This is a genomic window from Saccharopolyspora hattusasensis (assembly GCF_050972075.1).
GTDB lineage: Bacteria > Actinomycetota > Actinomycetes > Mycobacteriales > Pseudonocardiaceae > Saccharopolyspora > Saccharopolyspora hattusasensis.
This window is the reverse complement of record NZ_JBPCDC010000001.1, coordinates 2,196,834-2,222,078: the sequence shown is the minus strand read 5'-3', so window position 1 is coordinate 2,222,078 and position 25,245 is coordinate 2,196,834. Positions and strand designations below refer to the sequence as shown.

Annotated in this window: 25 protein-coding genes; 21 read left to right on the top strand and 4 right to left on the bottom strand. The window is 69.2% G+C overall.

Annotated elements, in window-relative coordinates:
* Positions 1-161: 161 nt before the first annotated feature.
* A complete protein-coding gene (locus ACRXBZ_RS09705) occupies positions 162-1,133 on the bottom strand; it encodes a GlxA family transcriptional regulator (RefSeq protein WP_433878815.1) in 972 nt (323 codons plus the stop codon).
* Here ACRXBZ_RS09705 and ACRXBZ_RS09700 point away from each other — a divergent pair.
* Complete coding sequence (locus ACRXBZ_RS09700) at positions 1,132-2,499, top strand: MFS transporter (RefSeq protein WP_433878814.1); 1,368 nt, start codon at positions 1,132-1,134, stop codon at positions 2,497-2,499. The two genes, ACRXBZ_RS09705 and ACRXBZ_RS09700, sit on opposite strands and share 2 nt — an antisense overlap.
* Here ACRXBZ_RS09700 and ACRXBZ_RS09695 read toward each other — a convergent pair.
* Both ACRXBZ_RS09695 and ACRXBZ_RS09690 read right to left on the bottom strand, forming a co-directional pair.
* Positions 2,474-3,649, bottom strand: coding sequence for a glycoside hydrolase family 64 protein (locus ACRXBZ_RS09695; RefSeq protein ID WP_433878813.1), 1,176 nt, complete (start codon positions 3,647-3,649; stop codon positions 2,474-2,476). The genes ACRXBZ_RS09700 and ACRXBZ_RS09695 overlap by 26 nt on opposite strands.
* Positions 3,650-4,299: 650 nt before the next feature.
* Positions 4,300-4,965: a methylated-DNA--[protein]-cysteine S-methyltransferase gene (locus ACRXBZ_RS09690; protein WP_433878812.1), complete on the bottom strand. Its 666-nt coding sequence runs from the start codon at positions 4,963-4,965 to the stop codon at positions 4,300-4,302.
* Between ACRXBZ_RS09690 and ACRXBZ_RS09685 the strand changes: the two genes are divergently transcribed.
* The 3 genes from ACRXBZ_RS09685 (at position 4,964) to nusB (ending at position 7,223) form a co-directional block, all read left to right on the top strand.
* Positions 4,964-6,073, top strand: coding sequence for a M24 family metallopeptidase (locus tag ACRXBZ_RS09685; RefSeq protein ID WP_433878811.1), 1,110 nt, complete (start codon positions 4,964-4,966; stop codon positions 6,071-6,073). The two genes, ACRXBZ_RS09690 and ACRXBZ_RS09685, sit on opposite strands and share 2 nt — an antisense overlap.
* 88 nt (positions 6,074-6,161) lie before the next feature.
* Positions 6,162-6,728: an elongation factor P gene (gene efp, locus ACRXBZ_RS09680; protein WP_168584570.1), complete on the top strand. Its 567-nt coding sequence runs from the start codon at positions 6,162-6,164 to the stop codon at positions 6,726-6,728.
* A gap of 51 nt (positions 6,729-6,779) precedes the next feature.
* Entirely contained in the window at positions 6,780-7,223 is a 444-nt protein-coding gene (nusB, locus tag ACRXBZ_RS09675; RefSeq protein ID WP_433878810.1) for a transcription antitermination factor NusB, read from the top strand.
* A gap of 229 nt (positions 7,224-7,452) precedes the next feature.
* On the opposite strand, the gene bldD is transcribed toward nusB, so the two are convergent.
* Positions 7,453-7,941: a transcriptional regulator BldD gene (gene bldD / locus ACRXBZ_RS09670; RefSeq protein ID WP_010311046.1), complete on the bottom strand. Its 489-nt coding sequence runs from the start codon at positions 7,939-7,941 to the stop codon at positions 7,453-7,455.
* A 288-nt stretch (positions 7,942-8,229) separates the two neighbouring features.
* On the opposite strand from bldD, the gene pyrR reads away from it, so the two are divergent.
* The 17 genes from pyrR (at position 8,230) to ACRXBZ_RS09585 (ending at position 25,031) form a co-directional block, all read left to right on the top strand.
* On the top strand, positions 8,230-8,847 hold the full coding sequence (gene pyrR / locus ACRXBZ_RS09665) for a bifunctional pyr operon transcriptional regulator/uracil phosphoribosyltransferase PyrR (RefSeq protein WP_433878809.1): 618 nt from the start codon (positions 8,230-8,232) through the stop codon (positions 8,845-8,847).
* Positions 8,847-9,779, top strand: coding sequence for an aspartate carbamoyltransferase catalytic subunit (locus ACRXBZ_RS09660; RefSeq protein ID WP_433878808.1), 933 nt, complete (start codon positions 8,847-8,849; stop codon positions 9,777-9,779). The genes pyrR and ACRXBZ_RS09660 overlap by 1 nt, the downstream gene beginning before the upstream one ends.
* A 172-nt stretch (positions 9,780-9,951) precedes the next feature.
* Positions 9,952-11,262, top strand: coding sequence for a dihydroorotase (locus ACRXBZ_RS09655; protein ID WP_433878807.1), 1,311 nt, complete (start codon positions 9,952-9,954; stop codon positions 11,260-11,262).
* Entirely contained in the window at positions 11,262-11,870 is a 609-nt protein-coding gene (locus tag ACRXBZ_RS09650; RefSeq protein ID WP_433878806.1) for a PH-like domain-containing protein, read from the top strand. Before ACRXBZ_RS09655 ends, ACRXBZ_RS09650 begins: the two co-directional genes overlap by 1 nt.
* The gene (carA, locus tag ACRXBZ_RS09645) at positions 11,867-12,994 is read left to right on the top strand and encodes a glutamine-hydrolyzing carbamoyl-phosphate synthase small subunit (RefSeq protein ID WP_433878805.1); all 1,128 of its coding nucleotides are present in this window, start codon (positions 11,867-11,869) and stop codon (positions 12,992-12,994) included. The genes ACRXBZ_RS09650 and carA overlap by 4 nt, the downstream gene beginning before the upstream one ends.
* 163 nt (positions 12,995-13,157) lie before the next feature.
* Positions 13,158-16,493, top strand: coding sequence for a carbamoyl-phosphate synthase large subunit (carB, locus tag ACRXBZ_RS09640; RefSeq protein WP_433878804.1), 3,336 nt, complete (start codon positions 13,158-13,160; stop codon positions 16,491-16,493).
* Positions 16,490-17,338, top strand: coding sequence for an orotidine-5'-phosphate decarboxylase (pyrF, locus tag ACRXBZ_RS09635; protein ID WP_433878803.1), 849 nt, complete (start codon positions 16,490-16,492; stop codon positions 17,336-17,338). Before carB ends, pyrF begins: the two co-directional genes overlap by 4 nt.
* A 213-nt stretch (positions 17,339-17,551) precedes the next feature.
* Positions 17,552-18,031, top strand: a complete 480-nt coding sequence (locus tag ACRXBZ_RS09630; protein WP_433878802.1) for a hypothetical protein — start codon at positions 17,552-17,554, stop codon at positions 18,029-18,031.
* Between the two features lie 98 nt (positions 18,032-18,129).
* Positions 18,130-18,639 carry a YbaB/EbfC family nucleoid-associated protein gene (locus ACRXBZ_RS09625; protein ID WP_433878801.1) on the top strand — a complete coding sequence of 170 codons (510 nt, stop codon included), beginning with the start codon at positions 18,130-18,132 and terminating at the stop codon, positions 18,637-18,639.
* Between the two features lie 11 nt (positions 18,640-18,650).
* Positions 18,651-18,974, top strand: a complete 324-nt coding sequence (locus ACRXBZ_RS09620) for a hypothetical protein (RefSeq protein ID WP_433878800.1) — start codon at positions 18,651-18,653, stop codon at positions 18,972-18,974.
* Entirely contained in the window at positions 18,971-20,245 is a 1,275-nt protein-coding gene (locus ACRXBZ_RS09615; RefSeq protein WP_433878799.1) for a WXG100 family type VII secretion target, read from the top strand. Before ACRXBZ_RS09620 ends, ACRXBZ_RS09615 begins: the two co-directional genes overlap by 4 nt.
* Before the next feature lie 65 nt (positions 20,246-20,310).
* Entirely contained in the window at positions 20,311-20,967 is a 657-nt protein-coding gene (locus tag ACRXBZ_RS09610; RefSeq protein ID WP_433878798.1) for a hypothetical protein, read from the top strand.
* A gap of 9 nt (positions 20,968-20,976) precedes the next feature.
* Complete coding sequence (locus tag ACRXBZ_RS09605; protein ID WP_433878797.1) at positions 20,977-21,675, top strand: hypothetical protein; 699 nt, start codon at positions 20,977-20,979, stop codon at positions 21,673-21,675.
* Between the two features lie 85 nt (positions 21,676-21,760).
* On the top strand, positions 21,761-22,492 hold the full coding sequence (locus tag ACRXBZ_RS09600) for a hypothetical protein (RefSeq protein ID WP_433878796.1): 732 nt from the start codon (positions 21,761-21,763) through the stop codon (positions 22,490-22,492).
* Between the two features lie 12 nt (positions 22,493-22,504).
* Positions 22,505-23,200: a hypothetical protein gene (locus ACRXBZ_RS09595; RefSeq protein ID WP_433878795.1), complete on the top strand. Its 696-nt coding sequence runs from the start codon at positions 22,505-22,507 to the stop codon at positions 23,198-23,200.
* A gap of 197 nt (positions 23,201-23,397) precedes the next feature.
* Positions 23,398-24,597, top strand: a complete 1,200-nt coding sequence (locus tag ACRXBZ_RS09590) for a serine/threonine-protein kinase (RefSeq protein WP_433878794.1) — start codon at positions 23,398-23,400, stop codon at positions 24,595-24,597.
* Entirely contained in the window at positions 24,594-25,031 is a 438-nt protein-coding gene (locus ACRXBZ_RS09585; protein WP_433878793.1) for a hypothetical protein, read from the top strand. The genes ACRXBZ_RS09590 and ACRXBZ_RS09585 overlap by 4 nt, the downstream gene beginning before the upstream one ends.
* The last annotated feature ends 214 nt before the right edge of the window (positions 25,032-25,245 follow it).

Below are 25,245 nucleotides of genomic sequence, written 5' to 3'. Positions count from 1 at the left end.
GCGAGAGGACCCGTGAGCGTTTTTGGGTGCCATAGCGCCCAGAAACGCTCACGGCACCCACGCCCTCAGGTCACGCCGTCAGGTCACGTCGTCAGGTCACGCCGTCAGGTCACGTCGTCAGGTCACGTCGTCAGGTCACGTCGTCAGGTCACGTCGTCAGGTCACGTCGTGCGGCGGAAGGTTCGGCGGTAGGCGGCGGGACTGGTGCCGAGGCGCAGGCGCAGGTGCTTCCGCAGCGACGTCGCGGTGTGCAGGCCCGACTGCTTCGCGACCGCGTCGATCGGCAGGTCGGTCGCCTCCAGGAGGTGGCGGGCGCGTTCGATGCGTTGCTGCAGCAGCCAGTCCAGCGGGCTGGTGCCGGTCTCCTCCCGGAACCTGCGGGTGAAGGTGCGCACGGTCATCCCGGCCTGGACTGCCACGTCGTCCAGGGTGAGGGGCTCGGCGAGGCGTTCGAGCATCCACGCGCGCGTCGGTGCGGTGCCGTTGCCGCCGGTTTCCGGCAGCGGCCGCTCGATGAACTGGGACTGGCCGCCGTCCCGCCACGGCGGCACGACGCTGGACCGGGCCGCGTGGTTGGCGACCTCGCTGCCGTGGTCGCGGCGGATCACGTGCAGGCACAGGTCGATCCCGGCGGCCACCCCGGCCGAGGTCAGCACGTCGCCGTCGTCCACGAACAGCACGTCCGGGTGCAGCCGCACCTGCGGGTAGAGCCGTTGGAACCGCTGGACGTGCGCCCAGTGTGTGGTCGCCGGGCGCTCGTCGAGCAGCCCGGCTGCGGCGAGCACGAAGGCACCGGTGCAGATCGACATGATCCGCGTGCCGCGCGGCAGCCCGGCCAGGTAGTCCGCCAGCTCCGCGTCGATGCCGCCGTCGGTGCGCGGCCCCGCGACGTAGGTGCCCGGGATGATCAGCGTGTCCGGCGCGGTCAGGAAGTCCGGGCTGGCCCCGGGTAGGATGGAGAACCCCTTGGTGGTGCGGATCGGGCCGCCGTCGAGGCTGCAGACCTGGACGTCGTAAAACGGCTCGCCGTCCTCGTGGCGGGCGCCGGCGAAGATCTGCGAGGGGATCGCCAGGTCGAAGCCGACGACGTCGGGGATGCCGAGCACGGCGATCCGGTGCGGGCTGGTGGCCATGGCCGGATCTTCTCACATCTTGTCTCTCCGGCCACTGGTTCCGGGCGGCGGACTCGGCGAGGCTGGCAGGGTGATCGCCACTGGGACCGCGCGACGCGTCCACCCCGCCTGGTGGGTGGCCGGTGTCGCCTTCATCGCCCTGCTCGGGTCCGCCGCCTTCCGGTCGATGCCCGGCGTCTTCATGAATCCGCTGCACGACGAGTTCGGCTGGCCGCACAGCGTCATCTCGGCCGCCGTGTCGCTGAACCTCCTGCTCTACGGCCTCACGGCGCCGTTCGCGGCGGCGCTGATGGCGCGCTTCGGCATCCGCCGGGTCACCGTCGCGGCGCTGCTGCTCATCGCGGCCGGCAGCGGACTGACGGTGTTCATGACGGCCAGCTGGCAGCTGATCGTGTGCTGGGGCCTCCTGGTGGGAGTGGGCACCGGGTCTATGGCGCTGGCGTTTGTGTCCACTGTGGTCGATCGGTGGTTCGTGCAGCGGCGCGGGCTGGTCAGCGGCGTGCTGACCGCCGGTAGCGCGACCGGGCAGCTGATCTTCCTGCCGCTGGCGGCCGTGCTCGTCGAGAGCCAAGGCTGGCGGTTCACGTCGCTGGTCATCGCCGGGACCGCACTGCTGGTCGGCCTGCTGGTGCTGCTGGTGATGCGCGATCACCCCCGCGACGCCGGCGTAACCGCCTACGGCGCGACGGGCGAGGATCCGGAGCAGGTCCGCGACCGCGGCAACCCGGCCGCGATCGCGCTGCGCACCCTGCGCGACGCGACCCGCAAGCCCGCTTTCTGGCTGTTGGCCGGTGGTTTCGCGATCTGCGGGGCGAGCACCAACGGCCTGGTGAACACGCACTTCGTGCCGGCGGCGCACGACCACGGCATGCCGACCACGACCGCCGCCGGGCTGCTCGCGGTGATCGGCGTCTTCGACGTGCTCGGCACGGTGCTCTCCGGCTGGCTGACCGACAAGGTCAACCCGCGTGTGCTGCTCGCCGCCTACTACACGCTGCGCGGCCTGTCGCTGTTCGTCCTGCCGCAGCTGCTCGGCCCCTCGGTGGAGGCGAGCATGGTGCTGTTCGTGGTGTTTTACGGGCTGGACTGGGTGGCCACCGTGCCGCCGACCATGGCGCTGTGCCGGGAGCACTTCGGGCCCCGCGCCTCAGTGGTGTTCGGCTGGGTGTTCGCCTCGCACCAGATCGGCGCGGCGGCCATCGCCAGCATCGCGGGCGTGGTGCGCGACCAGTTCGGCGACTACGCCGCCGCCTGGTACGGCGCGGGCCTGCTGTGCCTGCTGGCGACGGCCTTCTCGGTGTCGATCCGGGTCGCCGCGCCGCGGCGGGAGCCGGAACCGGTCACCACGGCGTCAGCGTCACGGTGATCGACTTCGGCGCGCCGTCCTGGATGTAGGAGGCGAAACCGGCGACGTCGTCGAAGGCGAACCCGTACGCCCTGCCGTCCTCGGTGTTGGCGTGCATCACCTTGGCGAAGTGGTTGGTGACCTGGTGCTGGTAGAACGCGCCCGGGTCGGTGCCGGGCTGGTCGGCGAGGTCCAGCAGGATCGACCGGTTGAACCCGGCGCCCAGGATCGCCGCCACCGGCCCGGTGATGCCGTCGTTGGGGGCGGCCAGCGCGCCGTCGCAGAACAGAACATCCCTTGTGGACGGTCGGCCGATCGGTTGCACGCCGCCGTCGAAGTTGAAGGTGTCGCCCGAGATCTGGCCGGTGAAGATCCGGCCGTCGCCGGTGTTCACCTTCAGCTGGGAGCCCTGGTACTTGGCCCAGACCGCCTCGATGTAGGAGTCGTAGTAGGTGTCAGAGAACGCGCCGAGGTCGAGCCCGTGGCCCGGCGCGATCACCCGCAGGTCGTCCTGGCGCAGCCCGGCGAAGTCCGCGTTCTCCGTGACACCGCTCAGGATTCGCTCGCGACCGCTGGCGGCGATCGTACCGGTGGTCTGGTCCTGCGCGCCCTGCAGCCGGATCGACAGCGGCACGCTGAACATGTCGACCATCGTGGTGTTGCAGTACATGCCGTCGCGTTTGAGGGTGAACTCGACGGTGTCGTGCGGGATCGAGTGGTTCGGGTCGGTGTCGACCCAGCCGGCCGGGTACTGCAGCGCGGGCTTGCCGTCGCCGCCCGCGACGACCTTGAACTTCAGCTTCTCGTCCAGCGCGAAGTAGATCCGGCCGGACATGCTCGGCAGGTTCAACGTGGTGTCGCCGCTGTCCTGCAGCGGGATGGCGTAGTCGGCGAAGCCGTCGGAGCCGTTGTCGGACGGCGAAACCGCCACCAGTCGGCCGTCCGGGGTGACCCGGGACTGCTCGCCGGAGTCGAGGTTCACGCCGACGACGTAGACCCAGATCGAGGCGTTGTCGAACTGACCGCTCTGGTTGACGATTGTCAGCGGCAGCGGGACGTCGGGGCGGCGCGGCCCGGCGAGGGCCGCCGGAACGGAGCCGAGGCTGCCGATGGCGGGGACGGCGAGGGCGGCGGCGGAGACGCCGCCGAGGAAGGATCGTCTGCTGAGCACGGCAAATCCCTTCGGGGCGGGAATTAGTTTAGGGTCACAACAATTGTGTGAGCGGCCTCACCAACCGCCAATACTCCGAAGCGCCGCCGACGACTGCTCGATCCGGCCCAGCGAACAAGCCATTTCCGGACAACCGGATTCCGCGAATGGCGAAATTCGGCAACAGCGCGAAAGTCCGGGAACGGTTCCCGGTTTCCGGAAATCGGCGGGCATCCCTCACGAACCCCGACAGCACCAACCGCGAGCCCGGGAACGCCAGCATGCCCGAAGCAGGCCTCGTCACCCGGGGTGGGCGCAATTTCGCGAGAAATTGCGCACGTGGCCGAGCTGCACGATGCACAACCGGCGGGCAGCTTCGACGTCCTCCTCGATGTGGACAACGGAGCAGGCTTCGTCGTCTACGACGGTAACTCCGCGTTCTACCGGGCCGAATTCCTGAGCCGTTGCGGGGAAAAGCTCGCCCCCGGAATGCACTTTGGCGATCTAGTCGGCCGACACCTCACCGGACCTCAGCGCGGCGCTGCACGTGGTTTCGGGAACTGCGAGGAAATCCCGATTCCGGTGACCCTGGGCCAGAAGGCGACGACCTACCACCTGTCCCTCGTGGGTGAATGTTCCGACTCAAGACCGGTTCTTACCGGCACGATCACTCACGACAGCAGGTCCAGCTCCAGCAGGCTGGGTTCCAGGACGCCCTCCAGCACCAGCAGCCGCCGCTTGGCCTCCAACCCGGGGCCGAAACCGCCGAGCCCGCCGCCGCTGGCCAGCACCCGGTGGCACGGCACGAGCAACGGGACCGGGTTGCTGCCCATAATCGTGCCGACGGCCCGCGAAGCCTCCGGCCGCCCGGACAGCTCCGCCAGCTGCTTGTAGCTCACCGTCTCGCCGAACGGCACCATTTCGTGCAACGTGCGCAGCACGTGCAACCGCAGCCCCTCCAGCGGCTCCCACTCGATCGGCAGGTCGAACTCCCGGCGCTGCCGCGCGAAGTACTCGCCGAGCTGCCGCGCGGCCTCGGCCGCGACGCCGGTGTCCCGGCTCAACGCGGCCTCGTCGAACTCGCCGAGCGCCCGATCCGGCCCTGCGAAGTCCACCCGGCAAACCCCGGATGCGGTCGCGACCACCGTCAGTTCCCCGACGGGACTGGCGAACGCGCTCCACGACAGCTGCCGGTGGGCTTCGGGCAGGGCCGCAAACATGCCGGCAGGGTAGCGCCGGGCGCCGACGACCCGCCCCGCGCAAGGTCGTGGCGGCTTCCCGCCGATGCTGGCGTGACCAGGCCCGTTCGCGGATTCGCGGGTTAGGCTCCGAAACATGTCCGAACCGCACGCCCACCGACGCCACGCCCTCCGCAACCACCTGCGCGAGCAGGAGTTGGACGCGATGTTGGTGACCGAGCTGCTCAACATCCGCTACCTGACCGGCTTCACCGGATCGAACGCGGCGCTGGTGGTGCACGCCGCCGACGAGCCGGGAACCGAGCCGCGCACCGTGTTCTGCACCGATGGCCGGTACCTGACCCAGGCCGAGTCGCAGGTGCCGGACCTCGAGCGGGTCATCGAGCGGGCGAGCGATCTGGCGTTGGCCGAGCGGATCGGGGGCACCGCCGCCGAGCACCGCCGGGTCGGCTTCGAGAGCCAGCACGTCACTGTTGACGGCCTCGACGCGCTCGCCGACGCGGCGGGCAAGGCAGAGCTGGTGCGCGCGCCGGGCCTCGTCGAGCGGCTGCGGCTGATCAAGGACGAAACGGAGATCGAGGCGCTGCGGTTCGCCTGCGCCGCCGCCGACCGGGCGCTGGCCGACCTCATCGAGTACGGCGGTCTGCGCCCCGGCCGCACCGAGCTGGAGGTCGCCCGCGAACTGGAGACCCGGATGCTCGACAACGGCGCCGCTGGGCCGTCGTTCGCCACGATCATCGCCGCCGGGCCGAATTCCGCGGTGCCGCACCACCGGCCGACCGGCGCGGTCCTGGCCGCCGGCGACTTCGTGAAGATGGACTTCGGCGCACTCGTCGACGGCTACCACTCGGACATGACCCGGACCGTGGTGCTCGGCAAGCCCGCGGATTGGCAGCGCGAGATCTACGAGCTGGTGCGCGCCTCGCAGGCCGCCGGGCGGGGCGCGCTCAGCATCGGCACCGAGGTGAAGGACGTGGATGCGGCGGCTCGCAAGCTGATCGAGGACGCGGGCTTCGGCGAGCAGTTCCCGCACGGCCTGGGACACGGCGTCGGCCTGGAGATCCACGAGGCACCGGCGTTGTCGCAGCGGGGGGACGGTAGAATTGCCGCCGGGATGGCGGTCACCGTCGAGCCTGGCGTCTACCTGGCAGGCCGGGGCGGGGTCCGCATCGAGGACACGCTGGTCGTGCGTCCCAGCACACCGGAGCTCCTCACCTTGACGACGAAGGAGCTCGTCGAAGTCTGACGCACCGAGGTGCGCCGGCCCCGCCGGAATCCGGTTCGCGTTGCAGACGAAACACGCCCAAGCCATCACCACAGGAGAGACCCCCACCGTGGCATCCACGAACGACTTGAAGAACGGACTGGTGCTCAACATCGACGGCCAGTTGTGGACCGTCGTGAACTTCCAGCACGTCAAGCCCGGCAAGGGCGGCGCATTCGTCCGCACCACCCTGAAGAACGTGCTCTCCGGCAAGGTCGTGGACAAGACCTTCAACGCCGGCGTGAAGGTGGACACCGCGAACGTCGACCGCCGCGAGATGACCTACCTCTACAACGACGGCACCGACTACGTGTTCATGGACCCCGACACCTACGACCAGGTCAACATCTCGCCTGACGTGGTCGGTGACGCGGCGAACTACATGCTGGAGAACAGCGCCGTGGTGGTCGCCCGCCACGACGACGACCCGCTGTACGTCGAGCTGCCGGCCTCGGTCGAGCTGGTCGTCCAGCACACCGACCCGGGCCTGCAGGGCGACCGCTCCACCGGTGGCACCAAGCCCGCCACCCTGGAGACCGGTGCGGAGATCCAGGTGCCGCTGTTCCTCAACACCGGTGACAAGGTGAAGGTCGACCCGCGCGACGGCCGGTACCTCAGCCGCGTCAGCAGCAAATGATCGCCTGCTCATCCGCCGCAGGACTCGGCCCGGCCGGAAAGAGGGTGTGAGGTGGGTTCTCGGAGCAAGGCACGCAAGCGTGCCGTGGACTTCCTCTACGAGGCAGACCAGCGCGGCATCGACGCGGTGACGCTGCTGGCCGACCGGGTCGGCTCGCCGGAGGTGCCGCCGGTCGGCGACTACACGGTCACCCTGGTCGAGGGTGTCAATGCGAACCGCGAGCGGATCGACGAGCTGCTCACGCAGCACGCCGAGGGCTGGTCGCTCGGGCGGATGCCCGCGGTGGACCGCTCGGTGCTGCGGCTGGGCCTGTACGAGCTGCTGTGGAGCGACGACGTGCCGCCGGCGGTGGCCATCGACGAGGCGGTGGAGCTGGTCAAGGCGTTGTCCACGGACGACTCGCCGCGGTTCGTCAACGGCGTGCTGGGCCGCATCGCCGGCATCGCCGACAGCCTCCGCAAGTCGGTCCGCCCGGAGCGGACCGCCGCAGATTAGCTCGAACGAGTTACGTGTGAGGGACACCCTTGGTCAAACAAGGGCGCCCCTCACACGTAGCTGTGCCACCGTACGGGTGATGGGTGAAAGTCACCTTTATCCGGCATAGCCGGGCGAACGCTCCCTTCACTCGGACATAGCGGAGGGGCACCCGTCTGCGACTCCTGAGTCGCGGTGGGTGCCCCTTCCCGTGCCCGGCCTCGCCCGAACGGGTGGACCGGGTGTGGTGTCACTCCTCCCGGGCTGGGCGGGCCTCCGGGGGAAGCACGCCCCAGTCGATGAGCTGCTCGGTGAGCTCACCTGGCGTCATGTCGTAGATGATGGCCAGGGATCGCAGGTCCTCGGTGCGGATGGACAGCACCTTGCCGTTGTAGTCACCGCGCTGGCTCTGGATGGTGGCCGCGTAGCGGGCCAGCGGGCCCACCTTCTCCGCAGGTAGCTGCTGCAGCCGCTCCAGGTTGATCACAACTTTGGTGGCAGGCTCGGCGCCGGACGGCACCCGGCCTTCGGGAAGCAGTTCCGCGACCGGAACCCCGTAGAAGTCGGCCAGTTCGGCCAGCTTCTGCACGGTCACCGCACGGTCGCCTCGCTCATAGGACCCGACGACCACGGCCTTCCACCGCCCGCCAGACTTCTGCTCGACGCCGTGCAGCGACAGACCCTGCTGCTGGCGGATAGCGCGGAGCTTGCTGCCCAGCGCCTTGGCGTAGTCGCCCATGTGGCGTTTCTCCGTTTCGTTCGCCCCGTCAGCCGATAACGGCGGCCGGGGAGCAAAGCTCAGATCGATACGGAGAGTAATGTTCGCTCGCCAGCGTCACCAGGTCAAGTTGGTCTTTCTCGGCAATGCGGCGAACGCCACCACACCACCCGGTCGATTGACCTCGCGGCGCTGATAGCGTACAAGGCAGCCCGGCATGCGGCAGCGGTTTTCGAGCCCGCCACTGCGGGCAGCTCATACACCATCCTTTAAGGACCCGTCCAGAGAGGCGGGGAAGGAGGTCGCACCGTGGCGTCACGCCAACCGGCGGACGCGGCGGACCCGGTCGGGCAGCGGGAGCTGCTTTCGGCCGGTGACGTTGCGCGCACGATAGCCCGGATCGCCCACCAGATCATCGAGAAGACCGCGCTGGACGCCGGAAACAGCGACGTGGTGCTGCTGGGCATCCCCACCAGGGGGACCTCGCTCGCCCGGCGGCTCGCCGCGAAGATCGGCGAATTCAGCGGCGTGACGGTGCCCACAGGCACCCTCGACATCACGCTCTTCCGCGACGACCTGCGGCACCGCCCGAACCGTCCGCTGGAGCCCACCAACCTGCCCAAGCAGGGCATCGACAACGCGCTGGTCGTGCTCGTCGACGACGTGCTGTTCTCCGGCCGCACCGTGCGCGCCGCCCTCGACGCCCTGCGTGACCAGGGCCGACCGCGGGCCGTGCAGCTGGCGGTGCTGGTCGACCGCGGCCACCGCGAGTTGCCGATCCGCGCCGACTACGTCGGCAAGAACATCCCGACGTCGCGTTCCGAGGACGTCGCCGTGCAGCTCGCCGAGACCGACGGCGAGGACTGCGTGGTGCTGCGCCGCCCGGGTGCGGGAGTCCCGCAAGGCACGGGGGAGGTGACCCACTGATGCGCCACCTGCTTTCCACCGAGGGGCTGGACGCCGCCACCGCGACGAGCGTGCTCGACACCGCCGACACCCTGAAGCAGACGCTGCTGGGGCGCGAGGTCAAGAAGCTGCCGACGCTGCGCGGCCGGACCGTGGTGACCTTGTTCTACGAGAACTCCACGCGCACCCGGGTGTCCTTCGAGATCGCCGGGAAGTGGATGAGCGCCGACGTGATCAACGTCTCGGCCAGCAGTTCTTCGGTGAACAAGGGCGAGTCGCTGCGCGACACCGCGCTGACGCTGGCCGCCGCCGGGGCCGACTGCGTGATCATCCGGCACCCCGCTTCGGGCGCCGCGCACCGGCTGGCCGGATGGCTGGACGAGGTCGGCACCCAGGTCGTCAACGCCGGCGACGGCATGCACGAGCACCCCACCCAGGCGCTGCTGGACGCCGCGACGCTGCGGGAGCGGCTGGGCGAGCTGTCCGGTCGCCGCATCGCCATCGTCGGCGACCTGCTGCACAGCCGGGTGGCGCGCTCGAACGTGCACCTGCTGCGCACCCTCGGCGCCGAGGTGGTGCTGGTCGCGCCGCCGACGCTGGTGCCCGCCGGGGCGCAGCAGTGGGGCGCGGAGGTGCGCCACGAGCTGGACCCGGAGCTGCCGAAGCTGGACGCGGTGATGATGCTGCGGGTCCAGGCGGAGCGGATGCACGGCGGGTTCTTCCCGTCGGCGCGCGAGTACTCGATCGCCTACGGCCTCAACGAGGCTCGGCTGGACAAGCTGCCCGAGCACGCCGTGGTCCTGCACCCCGGCCCGATGCTGCGCGGCATGGAGATCGCGCCGGCCGTGGCCGATTCGCCGCGCGCCGCCATCACCCAGCAGGTCAGCAATGGCGTGCACGTGCGGATGGCGGTGCTCTACCACCTGCTGGCCGGAGAGGAGATCACGGCATGAGTAGCCCTGTGTCAACCCGAGTCCTCCTCAACCGCACCCAAGGGGACCGCGACGCAAACCAGCCACAAGAAACCGCGAAACGCGAGATTGGTCCCGGGCGCAACCACAACTGTGAATCGCGGAGAGGCGGAACTGTGAATCGCGGAGAGGCGGAACTGGAGGCGGGACAGCCATGAGCCGGGTGCTGTTGAAGGACGTCCGCCCGTACGGCGTGGGCGATCCGGTGGACGTGCTGGTCGACGGCGAGGTGATCGCCGAGATCGGTCCTGGTCTGGAGTCGGGTCCCGCTGCGGATGTCGACGAGATCGTGCACGCCGGGGGCGCCGTGGCGCTGCCGGGCTTCGTGGACCTGCACACGCACCTGCGGGAGCCGGGCCGGGAGGACGCCGAGACCGTCGAGACCGGTTCGGCGGCCGCCGCGCTCGGCGGCTACACCGCGGTCTTCGCGATGGCCAACACCGATCCGGTCGCGGACAACGCCGTGATCGTCGAGCACGTGTGGCGGCGCGGCCGCGAGGTCGGCCTGGTCGACGTGCACCCGGTGGGCGCGGTGACGGTGGGGCTGAAGGGGGAGAAGCTCGCCGAGCTGGGCACCATGCGCCGCAGCGCCGCCGAGGTCCGGGTGTTCTCCGACGACGGCCACTGCGTGCACGACCCGCTGATCATGCGCCGCGCGCTGGAGTACACGAAGTCCTTCGGCGGCGTGGTCGCGCAGCACGCCGAGGAGCCGCGGCTGACGGTGGGCGCGCAGGCGCACGAGGGCGCGAACGCCGCCCGGCTGGGCTTGGCGGGCTGGCCCGCTCCGGCCGAGGAAGCGATCGTCGCGCGCGACTGCCTGCTCGCCGGGCACACCGGCGGCACGCTGCACATCTGCCACGTCTCCACCGAGGGCACCGCGGAGATCCTGCGCTGGTGGAAGTCGCGGAAGGCAGACGGCCGGGTTTCGGCCGAGGTCACGCCGCACCATCTGCTGCTGACCGACGACCGGCTGGAGACCTACGACCCGGTGAACAAGGTCAACCCGCCGCTGCGCACCGACGCCGACGTGCTGGCGCTGCGCCGGGCGTTGGCCGACGGCACCGTGGACTGCGTGGCCACCGACCACGCCCCGCACGCCGCGCAGGACAAGGACTGCGAGTGGTCCGCGGCGAAGCCCGGCATGCTCGGCCTGCAGACCGCGCTCGGCATCGTCGTGCAGACGATGGTGCGCACCGGCCTGCTGGACTGGCGCGGGGTGGCCCGGGTGATGAGCGAGCGGCCGGCCGAGATCGCCGGGCTGACCGGCCAGGGCCGACCGGTCGCCGCGGGCGAACCCGCGAACCTGGTGCTGGTCGACCCGGACGCCGAGTGGACGGTGCGCGGCGCGGAGCTGGCCAGCCTCGGGGAGAACTCGCCGTTCGAAGGCATGCGGCTGCCCGGCCGCGTGGTGGCGACGCTGCTGCGCGGCAAGGTCACCGCGCACGAGGGCAAGGTGAGGCGCTGATGGAACGGTTCCTGTGGGTGCTCGGCATGGCCGCGATGGTCGCGCTGGTGTTCTTCGGCATGCGGCGCGGCTGGGCCAACCGGTCCCGCCGCCAGGCCGCCGAACTGCCGGACTTCCCGGTGCCGCCGGCCGAACCGGGCGAGGAGCTGCTGCCCGCCGCGACCGGCATGTACGTCGGGACCACCCGGGCGACCGACTGGCAGGACCGCATCGCCGTCGGCGACATCGGCCACCGCGCCAACGGAACCGCGCACCTGCACGCCTCGGGCCTGCTGCTGCGACGAACCGGGGCCAGCGACCTCTGGATCCCGGCGGAGTCCATCGTGGACAGCCGCCTGGACCACAAGCTGGCCAACAAGGTGGTGCCCGGAGCCGGCCTGGTCGTGGTGACCTGGCGGCTGGGCGAGCAGCTGCTGGACACCGGGTTCCGCGGCGACGACAAGCCAACGCAGACCGAGTGGGTCGAAGCGGTCCGGGCGATCTCGCCCGCCGACGAGGTCGTGAGTGCGAAACAGGGCTCCAGCCCGGTTTCGCACTCACGACCCGAACGCGACCACCTACCCGAATCGACCCGCGACTCCGCTGAGTCGCGGCAGGAGGACAAATGACCGCGTACACCCCGGCCGCACTTGTGCTGGAGGATGGCCGGATCTTCCGCGGGGAGGCTTACGGCAAGGTGGGTCGTACCCTCGGTGAGGTCGTGTTCACCACGGGCATGACCGGCTACCAGGAGACCCTGACCGACCCCTCGTACCACCGCCAGATCGTGGTGCAGACCGCGCCGCAGATCGGCAACACCGGCTGGAACGACGAGGACGACGAGTCCGCGCGCATCTGGGTCGCCGGCTACGCCGTGCGCGACCCCGCCCGCATCCCGTCGAACTGGCGCTCCCGCCGGTCGCTGGTCGAGGAGCTGGAGCGGCAGGGGATCGTCGGCATCGCCGGGATCGACACCCGCACCCTGACCCGGCACGTCCGCGAGCTGGGCGCGATGCGCGGCGGCATCTTCTCCGGCCCGGAACTGGGTTCCGACGACGAGATGGTGGCCGCGGTCAAGGCCGGCGCCGAGATGGCCGGCGCCTCGCTGGCCGGTGACGTCACGACCAACGAGCCCTACCTCGTCCCGGCCGTCGGCGAGAAGCGGTTCACCGTGGCCGCGCTGGACCTGGGCATCAAGTCCAACACGCCGCGGATGATGGCCGAGCGCGGCATCGAGGTCCATGTGCTGCCGCTGGCGTCCACATTGGACGAAGTACTGTCGGTGCGGCCGGACGGGCTGTTCCTGTCCAACGGGCCGGGCGACCCGGCCACCACCGACCAGCAGGTCGAGCTGACCCGCCAGGCCCTGGACCGCAAGCTGCCGCTGTTCGGCATCTGCTTCGGCAACCAGATCCTGGGTCGCGCGCTCGGCCGCGGCACCTACAAGCTGCGCTACGGGCACCGGGGCATCAACATCCCGGTGATCGACGCCGAGACCGGCCAGGTCGCGATCACCGCGCAGAACCACGGCTTCGCCGTCGAGGGCGAGCCGGGCGAGCGGTTCGACACCGACTTCGGCCGCGCGATGGTCAGCCACCACTGCGCGAACGACGGTGCGGTCGAGGGGCTGCGGCTGCTCGACGGCCCGGCGTTCAGCGTCCAGTACCACCCCGAAGCGGCGGCGGGTCCGCACGACGCCGCGCCGCTGTTCGACAAATTCGTCGACCTGATGACGGAGACGGTTCGGTCATGAATAGCGCTACGTCAACTCTAGTTCTGCTCAACCGCACCTCAGGGGAACGTGACGCGAACCAGGCACAAGAAACCGCGAAACGCGAGATTGAGCTCGGACGTAACCACCACTGTGAATCGCGGAGAGGCGGCACTGTGAATCGCGGAGAGGCGGTACTGCGCTGATGCCGAAGAGGACCGATATCAAGCACGTACTCGTCATCGGTTCCGGGCCGATCGTGATCGGCCAGGCCTGCGAGTTCGACTACTCCGGCACGCAGGCGTGCCGGGTGCTGCGGGAAGAGGGCATCCGCGTCTCGCTGGTGAACTCCAACCCGGCGACGATCATGACGGACCCGGAGTTCGCCGATGCCACCTACATCGAGCCGATCACCCCGGAGTTCGTGGAGAAGGTGATCGACGCCGAGCGGCCGGACGCGATCCTGGCCACGCTGGGCGGGCAGACCGCGCTGAACACGGCGGTCGCGCTGCACGAGCGCGGGGTGCTGGAGCGCTACGGCGTGGAGCTGATCGGCGCCGACTTCGAGGCGATCCAGCGCGGTGAGGACCGGCAGCGGTTCAAGGACATCGTGCGCGCCGTCGGCGGCGAGGTGCCGGAGTCGGCGGTGTGCAAGTCGATGGAGGACGTACGCGCGTTCGTCGCGGAGCGGGGCCTGCCGGTGGTGATCCGGCCCAGCTTCACCATGGGCGGCCTGGGTTCGGGCATGGCGCACACCGAGGAAGACCTGGAGCGGATGGCCTCCTTCGGGTTGGCCGAGTCGCCGGTGCACGAGGTCCTGATCGAGGAGAGCGTTCTCGGTTGGAAGGAGTACGAGCTCGAGCTGATGCGCGACCACGCCGACAACGTGGTGGTCATCTGCTCGATCGAGAACATCGACGCGATGGGCGTGCACACCGGTGACTCGGTGACGGTGGCGCCGTCGATGACGCTGACCGACCGCGAGTACCAGCACATGCGCAACGTGGGCATCGCGGTGCTGCGCGAGGTCGGGGTGGACACCGGTGGCTGCAACATCCAGTTCGCCATCCACCCGGACACCGGCCGGATGGTGGTCATCGAGATGAACCCGCGGGTGTCGCGGTCCTCGGCGCTGGCGTCGAAGGCCACCGGCTTCCCGATCGCCAAGATCGCCGCGAAGCTGGCCGTGGGCTACACCCTCGACGAGATCCGTAACGACATCACCGGCGAGACCCCGGCGAGTTTCGAGCCGACGCTGGACTACGTCGTGGTGAAGGTGCCGCGGTTCGCCTTCGAGAAGTTCCCGGGCGCGGACCAGGAGCTGACGACGACGATGAAGAGCGTCGGCGAGGCGATGGCGGTGGGCCGCAGCTTCTCCGAGGCGCTGGGCAAGGCGCTGCGCTCGATGGAAACGAAGGCGGCCGGTTTCTGGACTGTGCCCGACTCTCCGGGGCAGGACCCTGACGGCGTCACCGTCGAGTCCACTCTGGACGAACTGCGGACGCCGCACGACGGGCGGCTCTACACCGTGGAGCGCGCGCTCCGGCTGGGCGCCACGATTGAGCAGGTGCACGAGGCGTCGGGCATCGACCCGTGGTTCATCGACCAGATCGCGGCGTGGGTGGAGCTGCGCGGCGAGGTGGTCGAGGCGCCGGTGCTGGACGCGGCGCTGCTGCGGCGCGCGAAGCGGGCCGGGCTCTCGGACCGGCAGATCGCGGCGCTGCGGCCGGAACTGGCCGGTGAGGACGGGGTTCGCGCGCTGCGGCACCGGCTGGGCGTGCGGCCGGTGTACAAGACGGTGGACACCTGCGCGGCGGAGTTCGCGGCCCGGACGCCGTACCACTACTCGGCCTACGAGTCCGACCCGGCGGCCGAGTCGGAGGTCACCGAGCAGCGCGAGCGGCCGAAGGTGATCATCCTCGGTTCGGGCCCGAACCGCATCGGCCAGGGCATCGAGTTCGACTACTCCTGCGTGCACGCCGCGATGGCGCTGCGGGAGGCCGGGTACGAGACCGTGATGGTCAACTGCAACCCGGAGACGGTCTCCACCGACTACGACACCTCGGACCGGCTTTACTTCGAGCCGCTGACCTTCGAGGACGTCCTGGAGGTCGTGCACTCCGAGCAGCAGTCCGGCACCGTGGCGGGCGTGATCGTGCAGCTCGGCGGGCAGACCCCGCTGGGTCTGGCGAAGCGGCTGGCCGAGGCCGGGGTGCCGATCGTGGGCACGCCGCCGGAGGCGATCCACCTCGCCGAGGACCGTGGCGCGTTCGGCGACGTGCTGGCCGTGGCGGGCCTGCCCGCGCCGCGCTACGGCACCGCGACGTCGTTCGAGGGTGCCAAGCGGATCGCCGACGAGATCGGCTACCCGGTGCTGGTCCGGCCGTCCTACGTGCTCGGCGGCCGGGGCATGGAGATCGTCTACGACGAGGCGTCGCTGGAGAACTACATCGCCCGCGCCACCGAGGTCACTCCGGACCACCCGGTGCTGGTGGACAACTTCCTCGACGACGCGATCGAGATCGACGTGGACGCGCTCTGCGACGGCACCGACATCTACCTCGGTGGCGTGATGGAGCACATCGAGGAGGCCGGTATCCACTCCGGCGACTCGGCGTGCGCGCTTCCGCCGATCACGTTGGGGCGGCAGGACATCGAGCAGGTGCGAAAGTCCACCGAGGCCATCGCGCGCGGCATCGGCGTGCACGGCCTGCTGAACGTGCAGTACGCGCTCAAGGACGACGTGCTGTACGTGCTGGAGGCCAACCCGCGCGCCTCGCGGACCGTGCCGTTCGTGTCCAAGGCGACCGCCGCGCCGCTGGCCAAGGCGGCGGCCCGGATCATGCTCGGCGCCAAGATCGCGGACCTGCGCGCGGAGGGCCTGCTGCCGCCGGAGGGCGATGGCGCGGAACTGCCGATCGACGCGCCGGTCGCGGTGAAGGAAGCCGTGCTGCCGTTCCACCGGTTCCGCACCCGCGAGGGCGTCGGCGTGGACTCGCTGCTCGGGCCGGAGATGAAGTCCACCGGCGAGGTGATGGGCATCGACACCTCCTTCGGGCAGGCCTTCGCCAAGTCGCAGGCCGGCGCCTACGGTTCGCTGCCGACGGGCGGCCGGGTGTTCGTGTCGGTGGCCAACAAGGACAAGCGGTCCCTGGTGTTCCCGGTCAAGCGGCTGGCGGACCTCGGCTTCGAGATCCTGGCCACCAGCGGCACCGCGGAGGTGCTGCGCCGCAACGGAATCCCGTCCACGGTGGTGCGCAAGCACATCGAGCGCAACGGCGCGGAGCGCGACATCGTCGAGCTGATCAAGGCCGGCGAGGTCGACATGGTGATCAACACTCCGTACGGCAATCCGGGCCCGCGCGTGGACGGCTACGAGATCCGCACCGCCGCGGTGTCCCGCGACATCCCGTGCATCACCACGGTCCAGGGCGCGGCGGCGGCCGTGCAGGGCATCGAGGCCACCATCCACGGCAACATCGGGGTCCGGCCCCTGCAGGCGTTGCAGGCGGCCCTTCGGCAGGGCGGTGAGCAGCGATGACTGATCCGCTGCGGGCGGGCTTCGGCCAGCGGCTGGCGGAGTCGGTGCGGGCGCGCGGTGCGCTGTGCGTCGGCGTCGACCCGCACCCGTCGCTGCTGCACGCGTGGGATCTCGACGAAACCCCGCGGTCGCTGGAGCGGTTCGCGATGACCGCGGTGGAGGCGCTGGCCGGCGAGGTCGCGGTGCTCAAGCCGCAGTCGGCGTTTTTCGAGGTGTACGGCTCGGCCGGAATCGCCGTGCTGGAAAAGACGATCCGGGAGGCGCGGCAGGCCGGCGCGCTGGTGCTGCTGGACATCAAGCGCGGCGACATCGGCTCCACGATGGCGGCGTACGCGATGGCCTACCTGGACGAGCACGCGCCGCTGGCGGCGGATGCGATCACGGTGTCGCCGTACCTCGGCTACGGCTCGCTCGCCCCGGCGATCGGCATCGCCGAGCAGACGGGCCGCGGGGTGTTCGTGCTGGCGCGCACCTCCAACCCGGAGGGCGCGGGCCTCCAGCGGTCGATCCACGGCAGCGGCGACTCGGTCGCCCAGTACATCGTGGACTCGGCCGCGGAGACCAATGCGGACGCGGGGCCGATGGGGCACGTCGGAGTGGTGGCGGGAGCCACCATCGGCGCCGACGAGCTGGACTTCTCCCGCCTCAACGGCCCGATCCTGGCACCCGGCCTGGGTGCGCAGGGTGCGACGGTGCAGAGCCTGCGCGCGCTGTTCGGCGCGGCGCTGCCGAACGTCCTACCGGCGACGGCCCGCGACGTCCTCCGGCACGGCCCGACGGTCGACGGCCTCCGCGCGGCGGCCCATAAGGTCCGCGACGAGGTGAGCGAGCTCCTCCGCGACTGATTTTCCGAGTGAAGGGCACCTTCGGCTATGCCGGTCGAAGGTGCCCTTCACTCTTGATCCGATCGGGTGGGGGCATCCTGAGCCGGACGACCTGATCAAGGTCCTCGCCTGTCGTTCAGGTGGGAACCGGCGGGGCAAACGCGGATCATCTGATACGAATTTCGCGTGCATCCCGCAACGAATGGCGCTGTCGCGCAGCAGAAACCACCTCGCGTGCTGCGTTGGATCATCGTCCTGCTGCTGGTCTGGCTGGTCACCGCTGGCTACTTCCTGGTTTCCTCCGAGTTCGCGATTTGGTCCCGGGTCTTCGGCGGGGGTGAGGCCACGGCCGATCCGGTTGCGCGAGTGGAGCTTGAGCAGGGGCAACCGTTCGGCCTGGCCGCGCAACGGGACGAGCACGTGAACTGCCAGGTGATCCCGCGGGCCGGTGAGGTGCGCGAGTTCATCCCCGACCGCCCGGCCAACAGCCTTCGCAGCTCGCGGCTGCCCGGGCCGGAACCCGCTTGGTTCTCCGGCCCTGCCGAGGTCAGCTGCACCGGGCCCACGACGGTGCTCCTGCCGGAGCGCTACGAGAAGACCGGGCTGAACGCCATGTACGTCCTCATGTCTGCATCCAGCCTCGTGATCGTCGTCGTCTTGGTGCAAATTGCGCGCCGTGTCCGTTTCAGCAATAGCCTGCACGCCCGTGTTTAGCGGGTTTGCTCAAGGGAACGGATTCCGGAACGGCCCAATGCGCGATCGGTGGTCGGATAGGGTCGATTGCAACGGATCGGAAGCTAAGGGGACAGCCGGTGAGCAGCGCGTCTGAGCGCATCCAGGAGATGATGCGGAAGTTCGAGGAGCAGGCGCAGAAGGCGTCGGAACTGCAGTCCGCGATGCAGGGCATGCAGGGCACGGCGAGCAGTCCGGACCGCTCGGTGACGGTGACCGTCGCGCCGTCCGGGGCGGTGCTGGACCTGCGCCTGGCGCCGAACGCGGTGCGCCAGTCGGCGAACGACCTGCAGCAGCAGATCATGGCGACCATCCGGCAGGCGACGGCGTCCGCGGCCGAGCAGCTCAACAACACGGTCGCGCCGATCCTGGGCGACCAGTTCGACAAGTTCCAGGAAGCGTTCAACGTCGAGGGCGTGGCGATCAAACCGACAACCGGGGATGAATCGCCCAAGCAGGGCGGACCTGCGACGACACCTCCTCCGCAGGGGGAACCGAACGCGGGGCAGGCGCCGTCCAAGCGGCCGCCGCAGCGAAGCGCCGACTACGAGGATGACGACGACTTCTCTGCGGGCTCGTTCTTGCGCTGAGGGGTGCTGCTTTGACTGATTTGAAGATGACGCCGGGAACCCTGACCGGCCACGGCCAGGGCTGCGAAAGCCTGGCCGACAAGTTCGGCCAACTCGCCGACCTGCTCCACCAGGCCAAGGTCGACGACCAGTGCTTCGGCCCCATCGGCGACGCCGTGGGATTGAGCAGCAAGTACTTCGAGAGCCTGCACGAATGCCGGGACCTTGCGTCCAAGGCGCAGCAATTCCTAGCCAAGACGAAGCAGTCGCTGGACGACACCGTCAAAGACTACGCCGAGACGGAGCAGCAAATCTCCGAAATGTTGAAGAAGGCTGGGGAGGGGTTGGCCGGATGAGCGCGCCACAGGGGCCAGGTGATCTGCAGGCCCTGAACCAGGGCGATGGCGAATCGAAGAACTGGTTCGAGCAGGCCGCAGGTCGAGGTTCGTCGTGGGTGGCCGCCGGACAGGACCTCTCCGACGCGTCTTCGCCGCCGGAATGGGGTGCGGCGTCCATCTCAGCTCGGGCCGAAGTGCTGACATCGTTGGCCAGCCCCGGCCAGGCTCTGATGAGCAACGGGCTCGGCTTCCTCGTGTCGATCGTGCTCAGCCCGCTGATCGAACTGGTCGAATGGGCGATCGGCGACCCCGAGCAGATGCGCGCCACCGGCGAGGGCTGGGAGAACGTCGCGAAGTGGCTGGACCAGGTCGCCGAGCAGGAGCCGCAGCGGGCGCAGGCGACGGCCGAAACCTGGGTGGGCAAGGACGGCGACGCCTTCCGCAAGCAGATGACGGAATTCGGCGAAGGCACGAAGGCCCTGGCCGCAGACATCCGCGATCTCAAGGGCACCTTGGACATGATCGCGGACATCTTCGACATGGTCGTCGAATTCTTCATCCAGACTGTTACAGAGCTGATCATCGGCCTGATCGTCCAGTGGTTGGCGGCCCTGGCGGCGTCGTGGATCACGGCTGGAGCTTCGGTCGGTGCCGCAAGTGCGGGGACTGCGGTCCAGGTCGGGGCCACCGGTGTCCGCATCACGACGCGGGTCATGCAGGTTCAGCGCAAGCTCTTCCAGATCTTCCAGAAGATCGAGCGCCTGCTGCAGAAGCTGCGCGAGGCGGGCAAGCTCCGCAAGGTCATCGACAAGATGAACGACATGCGCGACGGCAACATGATCGAGAAGGCGATCGCGCGGAAGATCGATTCGAACCCGGTGGCCAAGTTCCTCACCAAAGCGGACGGCAGCGACTTCACCTCCAAGGGCGGCAAGTTCCTCCAGGACGTGGAGAAGCAGCACGCTGACTCGCTCCGGAACTTCGACGACCGCATCGCGAACGCGACCGGTGACGCCAAGGCCGCGCTCCAGGCGGAACGCGATCAGTTCGTGAAGGACATCAAGGGCGTTCAGGGGTTGGCCAGCACGGCGACCTCGCACGTGCTCACTGGTGTCTTGGGTGGTAAGGGCACCTGGGGCCAGGCCGCGATGGCCGCCGGCACTGATGTCGTGACCGGCGCGGCGATCGAGCAGGGAGCGAACGCGGCGTACGACACCGGCAAGGGCTGGTTCCAGGGGGATCTTTCGGACGAGCAACGCGACCAGGCTCAGGAGCGTGGTTTCTCGTGATCGAGGTGTTGTCCGCTCGAGCGTTCTGGTGTTCTCCCGACGAACGGATCCTGTGGTGCCACCCCATGACGTCGGTTGGCGCCAAGGCGAAGTACGTCTTCTACCAGGTGTCCGGACTCGATGAACGGGGCGACAAGCGGTGGACCGCGGGGAAGGTGCTCGGTGGCGTCGCCAGCGGTGTCGCAGGGCTTGCGCTCGAAGCGATCTCCCCTTCGGATGGAGATAGCGGCAGCAACACACCGAATGTTCCGACTGCGATCATTTCGGGCCAGAACCGAGACTGCCTGGCTGCCTCGCACTTGGGTCAGTGGCAGGACAGTGGCGTGAACGGCAAGGGCGGGCGCGAGTTCGTGTGGATTCTGACGTCCCATCGGCTTGGGCTGCTCGAATTCTCCGAGAAGAAGCCGGGTGCAGGTGTCGACGGCGGTTTGCTGGGTGGTCTGAAGAAGAAGATCAGCGGTGATTCGGGCGATGGCGACGCAGCTGTGGATCAGCAGCACCGCTCAGCCGAGCTGCCGGGGCTGACGGTGCACGCCGAGTTCCCCAGGAACATCATCTCGAACATCGACGCGACCGAGTACAAGGCGAGGGGCCAGGAGCGCAAGTTCTTGCGCGTGGCACTCGCGGATGGGTCCACCATCGACCTTTCGTCGCCCGGGAGCAGCACGTATAGCGCGGGCAAGGTCGACCGCTTGCTGGCCATGACCTTCGGCCGAGAGTAGGTGTTGGGTATGAGATCGGACAAGCAGCTCGTCAAGCTCGTGGAAGATGGGTGGCTGCAGCAAGGCGAGAAGCTGCAGCGGTACGGCGGCGGCAACCGAGAGCAGCTGCACTTCGGTGCCAACATCGGCGGCCGCCACCAAGCGCCCTACCGGCCGTCGCGTCCTGTCTCGCACAACTTCGACGTCGACTTCGGGGACGTGCTCTATCCGACGGCAGTGGTTCAGCAAGGTCGTTTTCACGGTGACGAGTGGGTTCACGACCCGACGATCCGCGGCTGGGTCCATGCGGACTCGCCAGGGCGCGCGGCGGTGGAATGTGCGGATCTGTTGGTCACAGCCGGGCCGGAAGCTTGGTTCATCGGGACCGATCGCCGCATCGCTGTCGTTGTCGACGCTGCTGTGGTGGGCAAGTCGGGGCATGAATCCAACCCGGAGGAGGGCAAGGATTCACAGGGGAGCGGAAAGGGTTTCGGCCGATTGCTCGGCAAGGCTCGCTCCGCGGTGAACGCAGTCGCAGAGCTTTCTGAGTCATTGATCGGCGGAGCGGAGTTGGTGACGCTCTGGGAGTGCCAGCGCGAACAACTCGCCGAGATGACGGGAAGTCTCAAGGGACGGTCTACGGACGGGTCCGGGTTTTCCGTCAACCGATTCTCGGACGGCTCCATCATCGAGGTGAGCACGAAGGTCCACGTCAAGGGCTTTATGTAACTGCCTGCGATGGACGAGCTGCGCAGCGGCCGACCGGGAAGATGAGCGAAGAAGAGCGGAAGTCGGCTCGGGAGAAGGGCTTCTCGTGATCGAAGTTCTGGCGGCTCGCCAGCAGTGGTGCCGGCCGGGGGAACCCATCCTCTGGTGCATCCGGTCGCACCGCAACTACCTGTTCGATGTCGAGGGGCTCGACGAGAAGGGGAAGCCGAAGAAGCGGTGGGGCGCACGCGCCGCCTTCGGCGCTGGCGATGCCGTCGGAGGTGTCATCGGCGGTGTTTTCGATGCGGTCACCGGTGGGGACACCGATTCCGACCTGAAGGATTCGCCGCCGAGCGTGCTGTTCGGTCCGGGGCCGAACTGCATGGCGGTCACGGAGTTCTCGCGCATCCCCACCGGGGAGGACCGCGCCTACTGGGTGTTGACCTCGCACCGGTTGGGCTTGCTGACCTTCCAGGACGTCGCCGAACCGGCAGCGGGGGAAGCCGAGGAGTCGGCCGGACTCCTGGGCGGTGCGCTGAAGTTCGGGAAGGGCGCGATGAAGTTCGCCCGGGATGTCCGGGACATCGTCGCATCGAAACCCGAATACGAGCCGGGGGTTGCCGTCCCGGTGCCGGAGGCGCGCGCCCACCTGGAGATCCAACGGCCCGCGATCGCCGATATCGGTGCGCACCAGCGCAAACTCGGCCGCGGTTACCAAACGGGAAAGCCCTGGTACCTGCGCGTGCAGTTCACCGACGGCTCGGGGATCGAGCTCAGCCCTTCGCCGACGGAAAAGCCCGTGCAGCGGCTGGTGGCAATGTCTCACGGACAGATCTGACGAAGGCGAGCGATGAGGGATCGGTCCAAAGTTCTGCGCCTGCTCAACGACGGCTGGTGCGCGCCCGGCGAGCAGCTCATCTTCCTCGTGGGTGGCGAGCACAAGCCCGGTTGGTTCGGCGCGACGCTCGGCAACACCCGGCAGGTTCCTTACCTCCCGCACCAGGACGACGGCGTGCAGCCGCCGTGGCCGCTGGTGAACCCCCGCCTTTCGGCGGGTGAGTTCCTGGCGGACGAATGGGTGCACGACCCGGCGGTGTGGGGCTGGTTCCACACCGACAGCCCGGCGCGGGCAGCCGCGCAATGCGGCCACGCGCTCAGCCGCGGGAAGCACTTCTCCTGGCTGGCTTGCACCAACCGCCGGCTGGCGGTGGTCGTGGAGGCTGACGCGCGCGCCGAGGCCCTCCAGAAGGTCGCGGAGCGGCAGGAAACGGCGGCGGAATCCGCCGGGATGCTCGGCGGTTTGTTCGGCAAGGCCAAGGCGTCGAAGGACGGCGGCCAGCCGCAGCCGCCCGCACCTGCCGGTCCGATCGAAACGTGGTGGGAAATCCCGATCGGGCAAGTCGGCCGGTTCACCTCGGCCGAGCGTGGCAGGGGCCTGGATCCCGTGGAGTTCTTCGCGATCCAGTTCGGGGACAACTCGAGCCTGGAGTTCCGCCTGATCAACGCCCCAGATCTGGTCGAAACCGTCTACTCGAACCTCCGTTGAGCATGGGGGAGTAGTAATAGCGCGGGGTAGAAGTGGCTGTTGAGCTCCCGGACGCTCATGTCGAGCACGAGGACGTCTTATTTGCGATCGGGAACAGTTGGTCGTCGCTGTTCACCGGCCTGCTCGCTCGCCCGGAATGACTCGGGTGGCCGGCGGTCGTCTAGGGTCGTTCTCGCAGTTGATGGTTCGGAGGACTGATGGACGACGTGCCTCTGCTGGGCAGGCGCTACCGGTTGGGCGCTCGCTTGGGTAGCGGCGGCATGGCAGACGTGTACCGGGCGATGGACACCCGGTTGCAGCGCGTGGTCGCCGCCAAGTGCTTCCGCTCCGGGACCGACGCCGCCGGGCGGGAACGATTCGCAGAGGAGGCCCGGACCCTGGCCGGGCTGAGCCACCCCGGCCTGGTCACGGTGCACGACTTCAGCGCCAGCGAGGACGAGCTCTACCTGATCATGGAGCTCGTCGAGGGCCCGACGTTGTCCGAGGTAATCGCCGAGGGGCCGCTGCCGCCAGAACAGGTCGCCGACCTCGGCGGCCAGCTGGCCTCCGTGCTGGCACACGTGCACGACAACGGGATCGTGCACCGGGACGTGAAGCCGTCGAACGTGCTGATCGCAGGCGATGGGAAGGCCTTCCTAACCGATTTCGGCATCTCCCGGCTGGCCGACGCGGTAGCGCGGATGACCAGTTCCGGGATCATCGTCGGCACCGCCACCTACATGGCACCGGAGCAGGTCAGCGGCGGTGACGTCAGCCACCCGGTGGACGTTTACGCGCTCGGCCTGGTGCTGCTCGAATGCGTCACGGGCAAGATCGAGTATCCCGGTGCAGGCGCGGAAAGCGCCGTGGCGAGGCTGGTGCGAGCGCCGGAAGTGCCGATCGGCATCCCTGCGCACCTGCACCGGGCGCTGCTGGCGATGACCGCCGCCGACCCTGCGCGGAGGCCCACCGCTGCGCAGAGCGCGGACCTGCTCAGCGGCAAGGCCACCGAGATGATCCCGCGGATTCCGGCTACGCCGCCAACCGAGCCGCCGCGCACCGAACCGCAGCGTCCGCCCCAGCCGCCAACCGAGCCGCCGCGCGCCGAACGGCAGCGCACCGGACCGCAGCGTCCGCCCCAGCCGCAGAACCGGCCGATGACGCAGCACCTCCCGGTGGAAGAACTGCACACCGAACTGCGCACCGAGCGGCGGAGCGAACTGCGCACCGAGCGGCCGAACCGGCGGCCGCTGCTGCTCGCCGGCGGTGGGCTGCTGGTGCTGCTGATCGCGCTGATCACGTATTTCTCGTTGCCCGAAGCACCTGTCGCGCCGACGCTGCCGCCGGCGTCAGGCCCGGCAGGCGTGGCGCGCTTGCCGGCGGATCTCGCCAACTTAGAAAGGCTGGTCCGGGGATGAAACGCGTTCTGGTACCCGCCTTCGCGTTGTTGCTCGCCGGTTGCGGCAGCGCGCCCGAATCGGCCGATCCGCAGGTGCGCCAGCAGCTCAGCGCGCGGGTGGAGGCGGTGAAAGCCGCCGCGCTGGGCAACGATCGCGCCGCCGCCGAGGCCGCTCTCGCCGAGCTGAACCGGCAGATCGCCACCGCGCAGGCGCAGGGCAGGCTCGCGCCGGACAACGCCCGGGTGATCCTCACCGCGGCGGACCGCGTCGCGGAGGACGTGCGCACCATCCCGCTGCCCGAGCCCCCGCCGCCGGTGATCGTGACGGTCACCCCGGATCCTCCGCCCGACGTGCAGGACGAGGGCGACCCGGGCAAGGACCAGAAGGATTGGGAAAAGCAGCAGAGGCAGTGGGAAAAGCAGCGCCATAAAGGCGGCGGTAACGAGGGCTGATGCTTCCCGCCGCGTAGCGCTGGTGCGGGGAGCCCCGGCGATTTCGCGCGAAATCGACACCTCGCCTGAAGGGGGAGCGCCGATTTCGCGCGAAATCGCCAGACCGCAGGTGCCGGATCAAGTCTCGCCGAGCTGAACCGGAAATCGCCACCGCGCAGGCGCAGTCGACGTCGCGGACAGCCCGGCTCGTGAGTGCTCGTTCCGGTTCTTACCG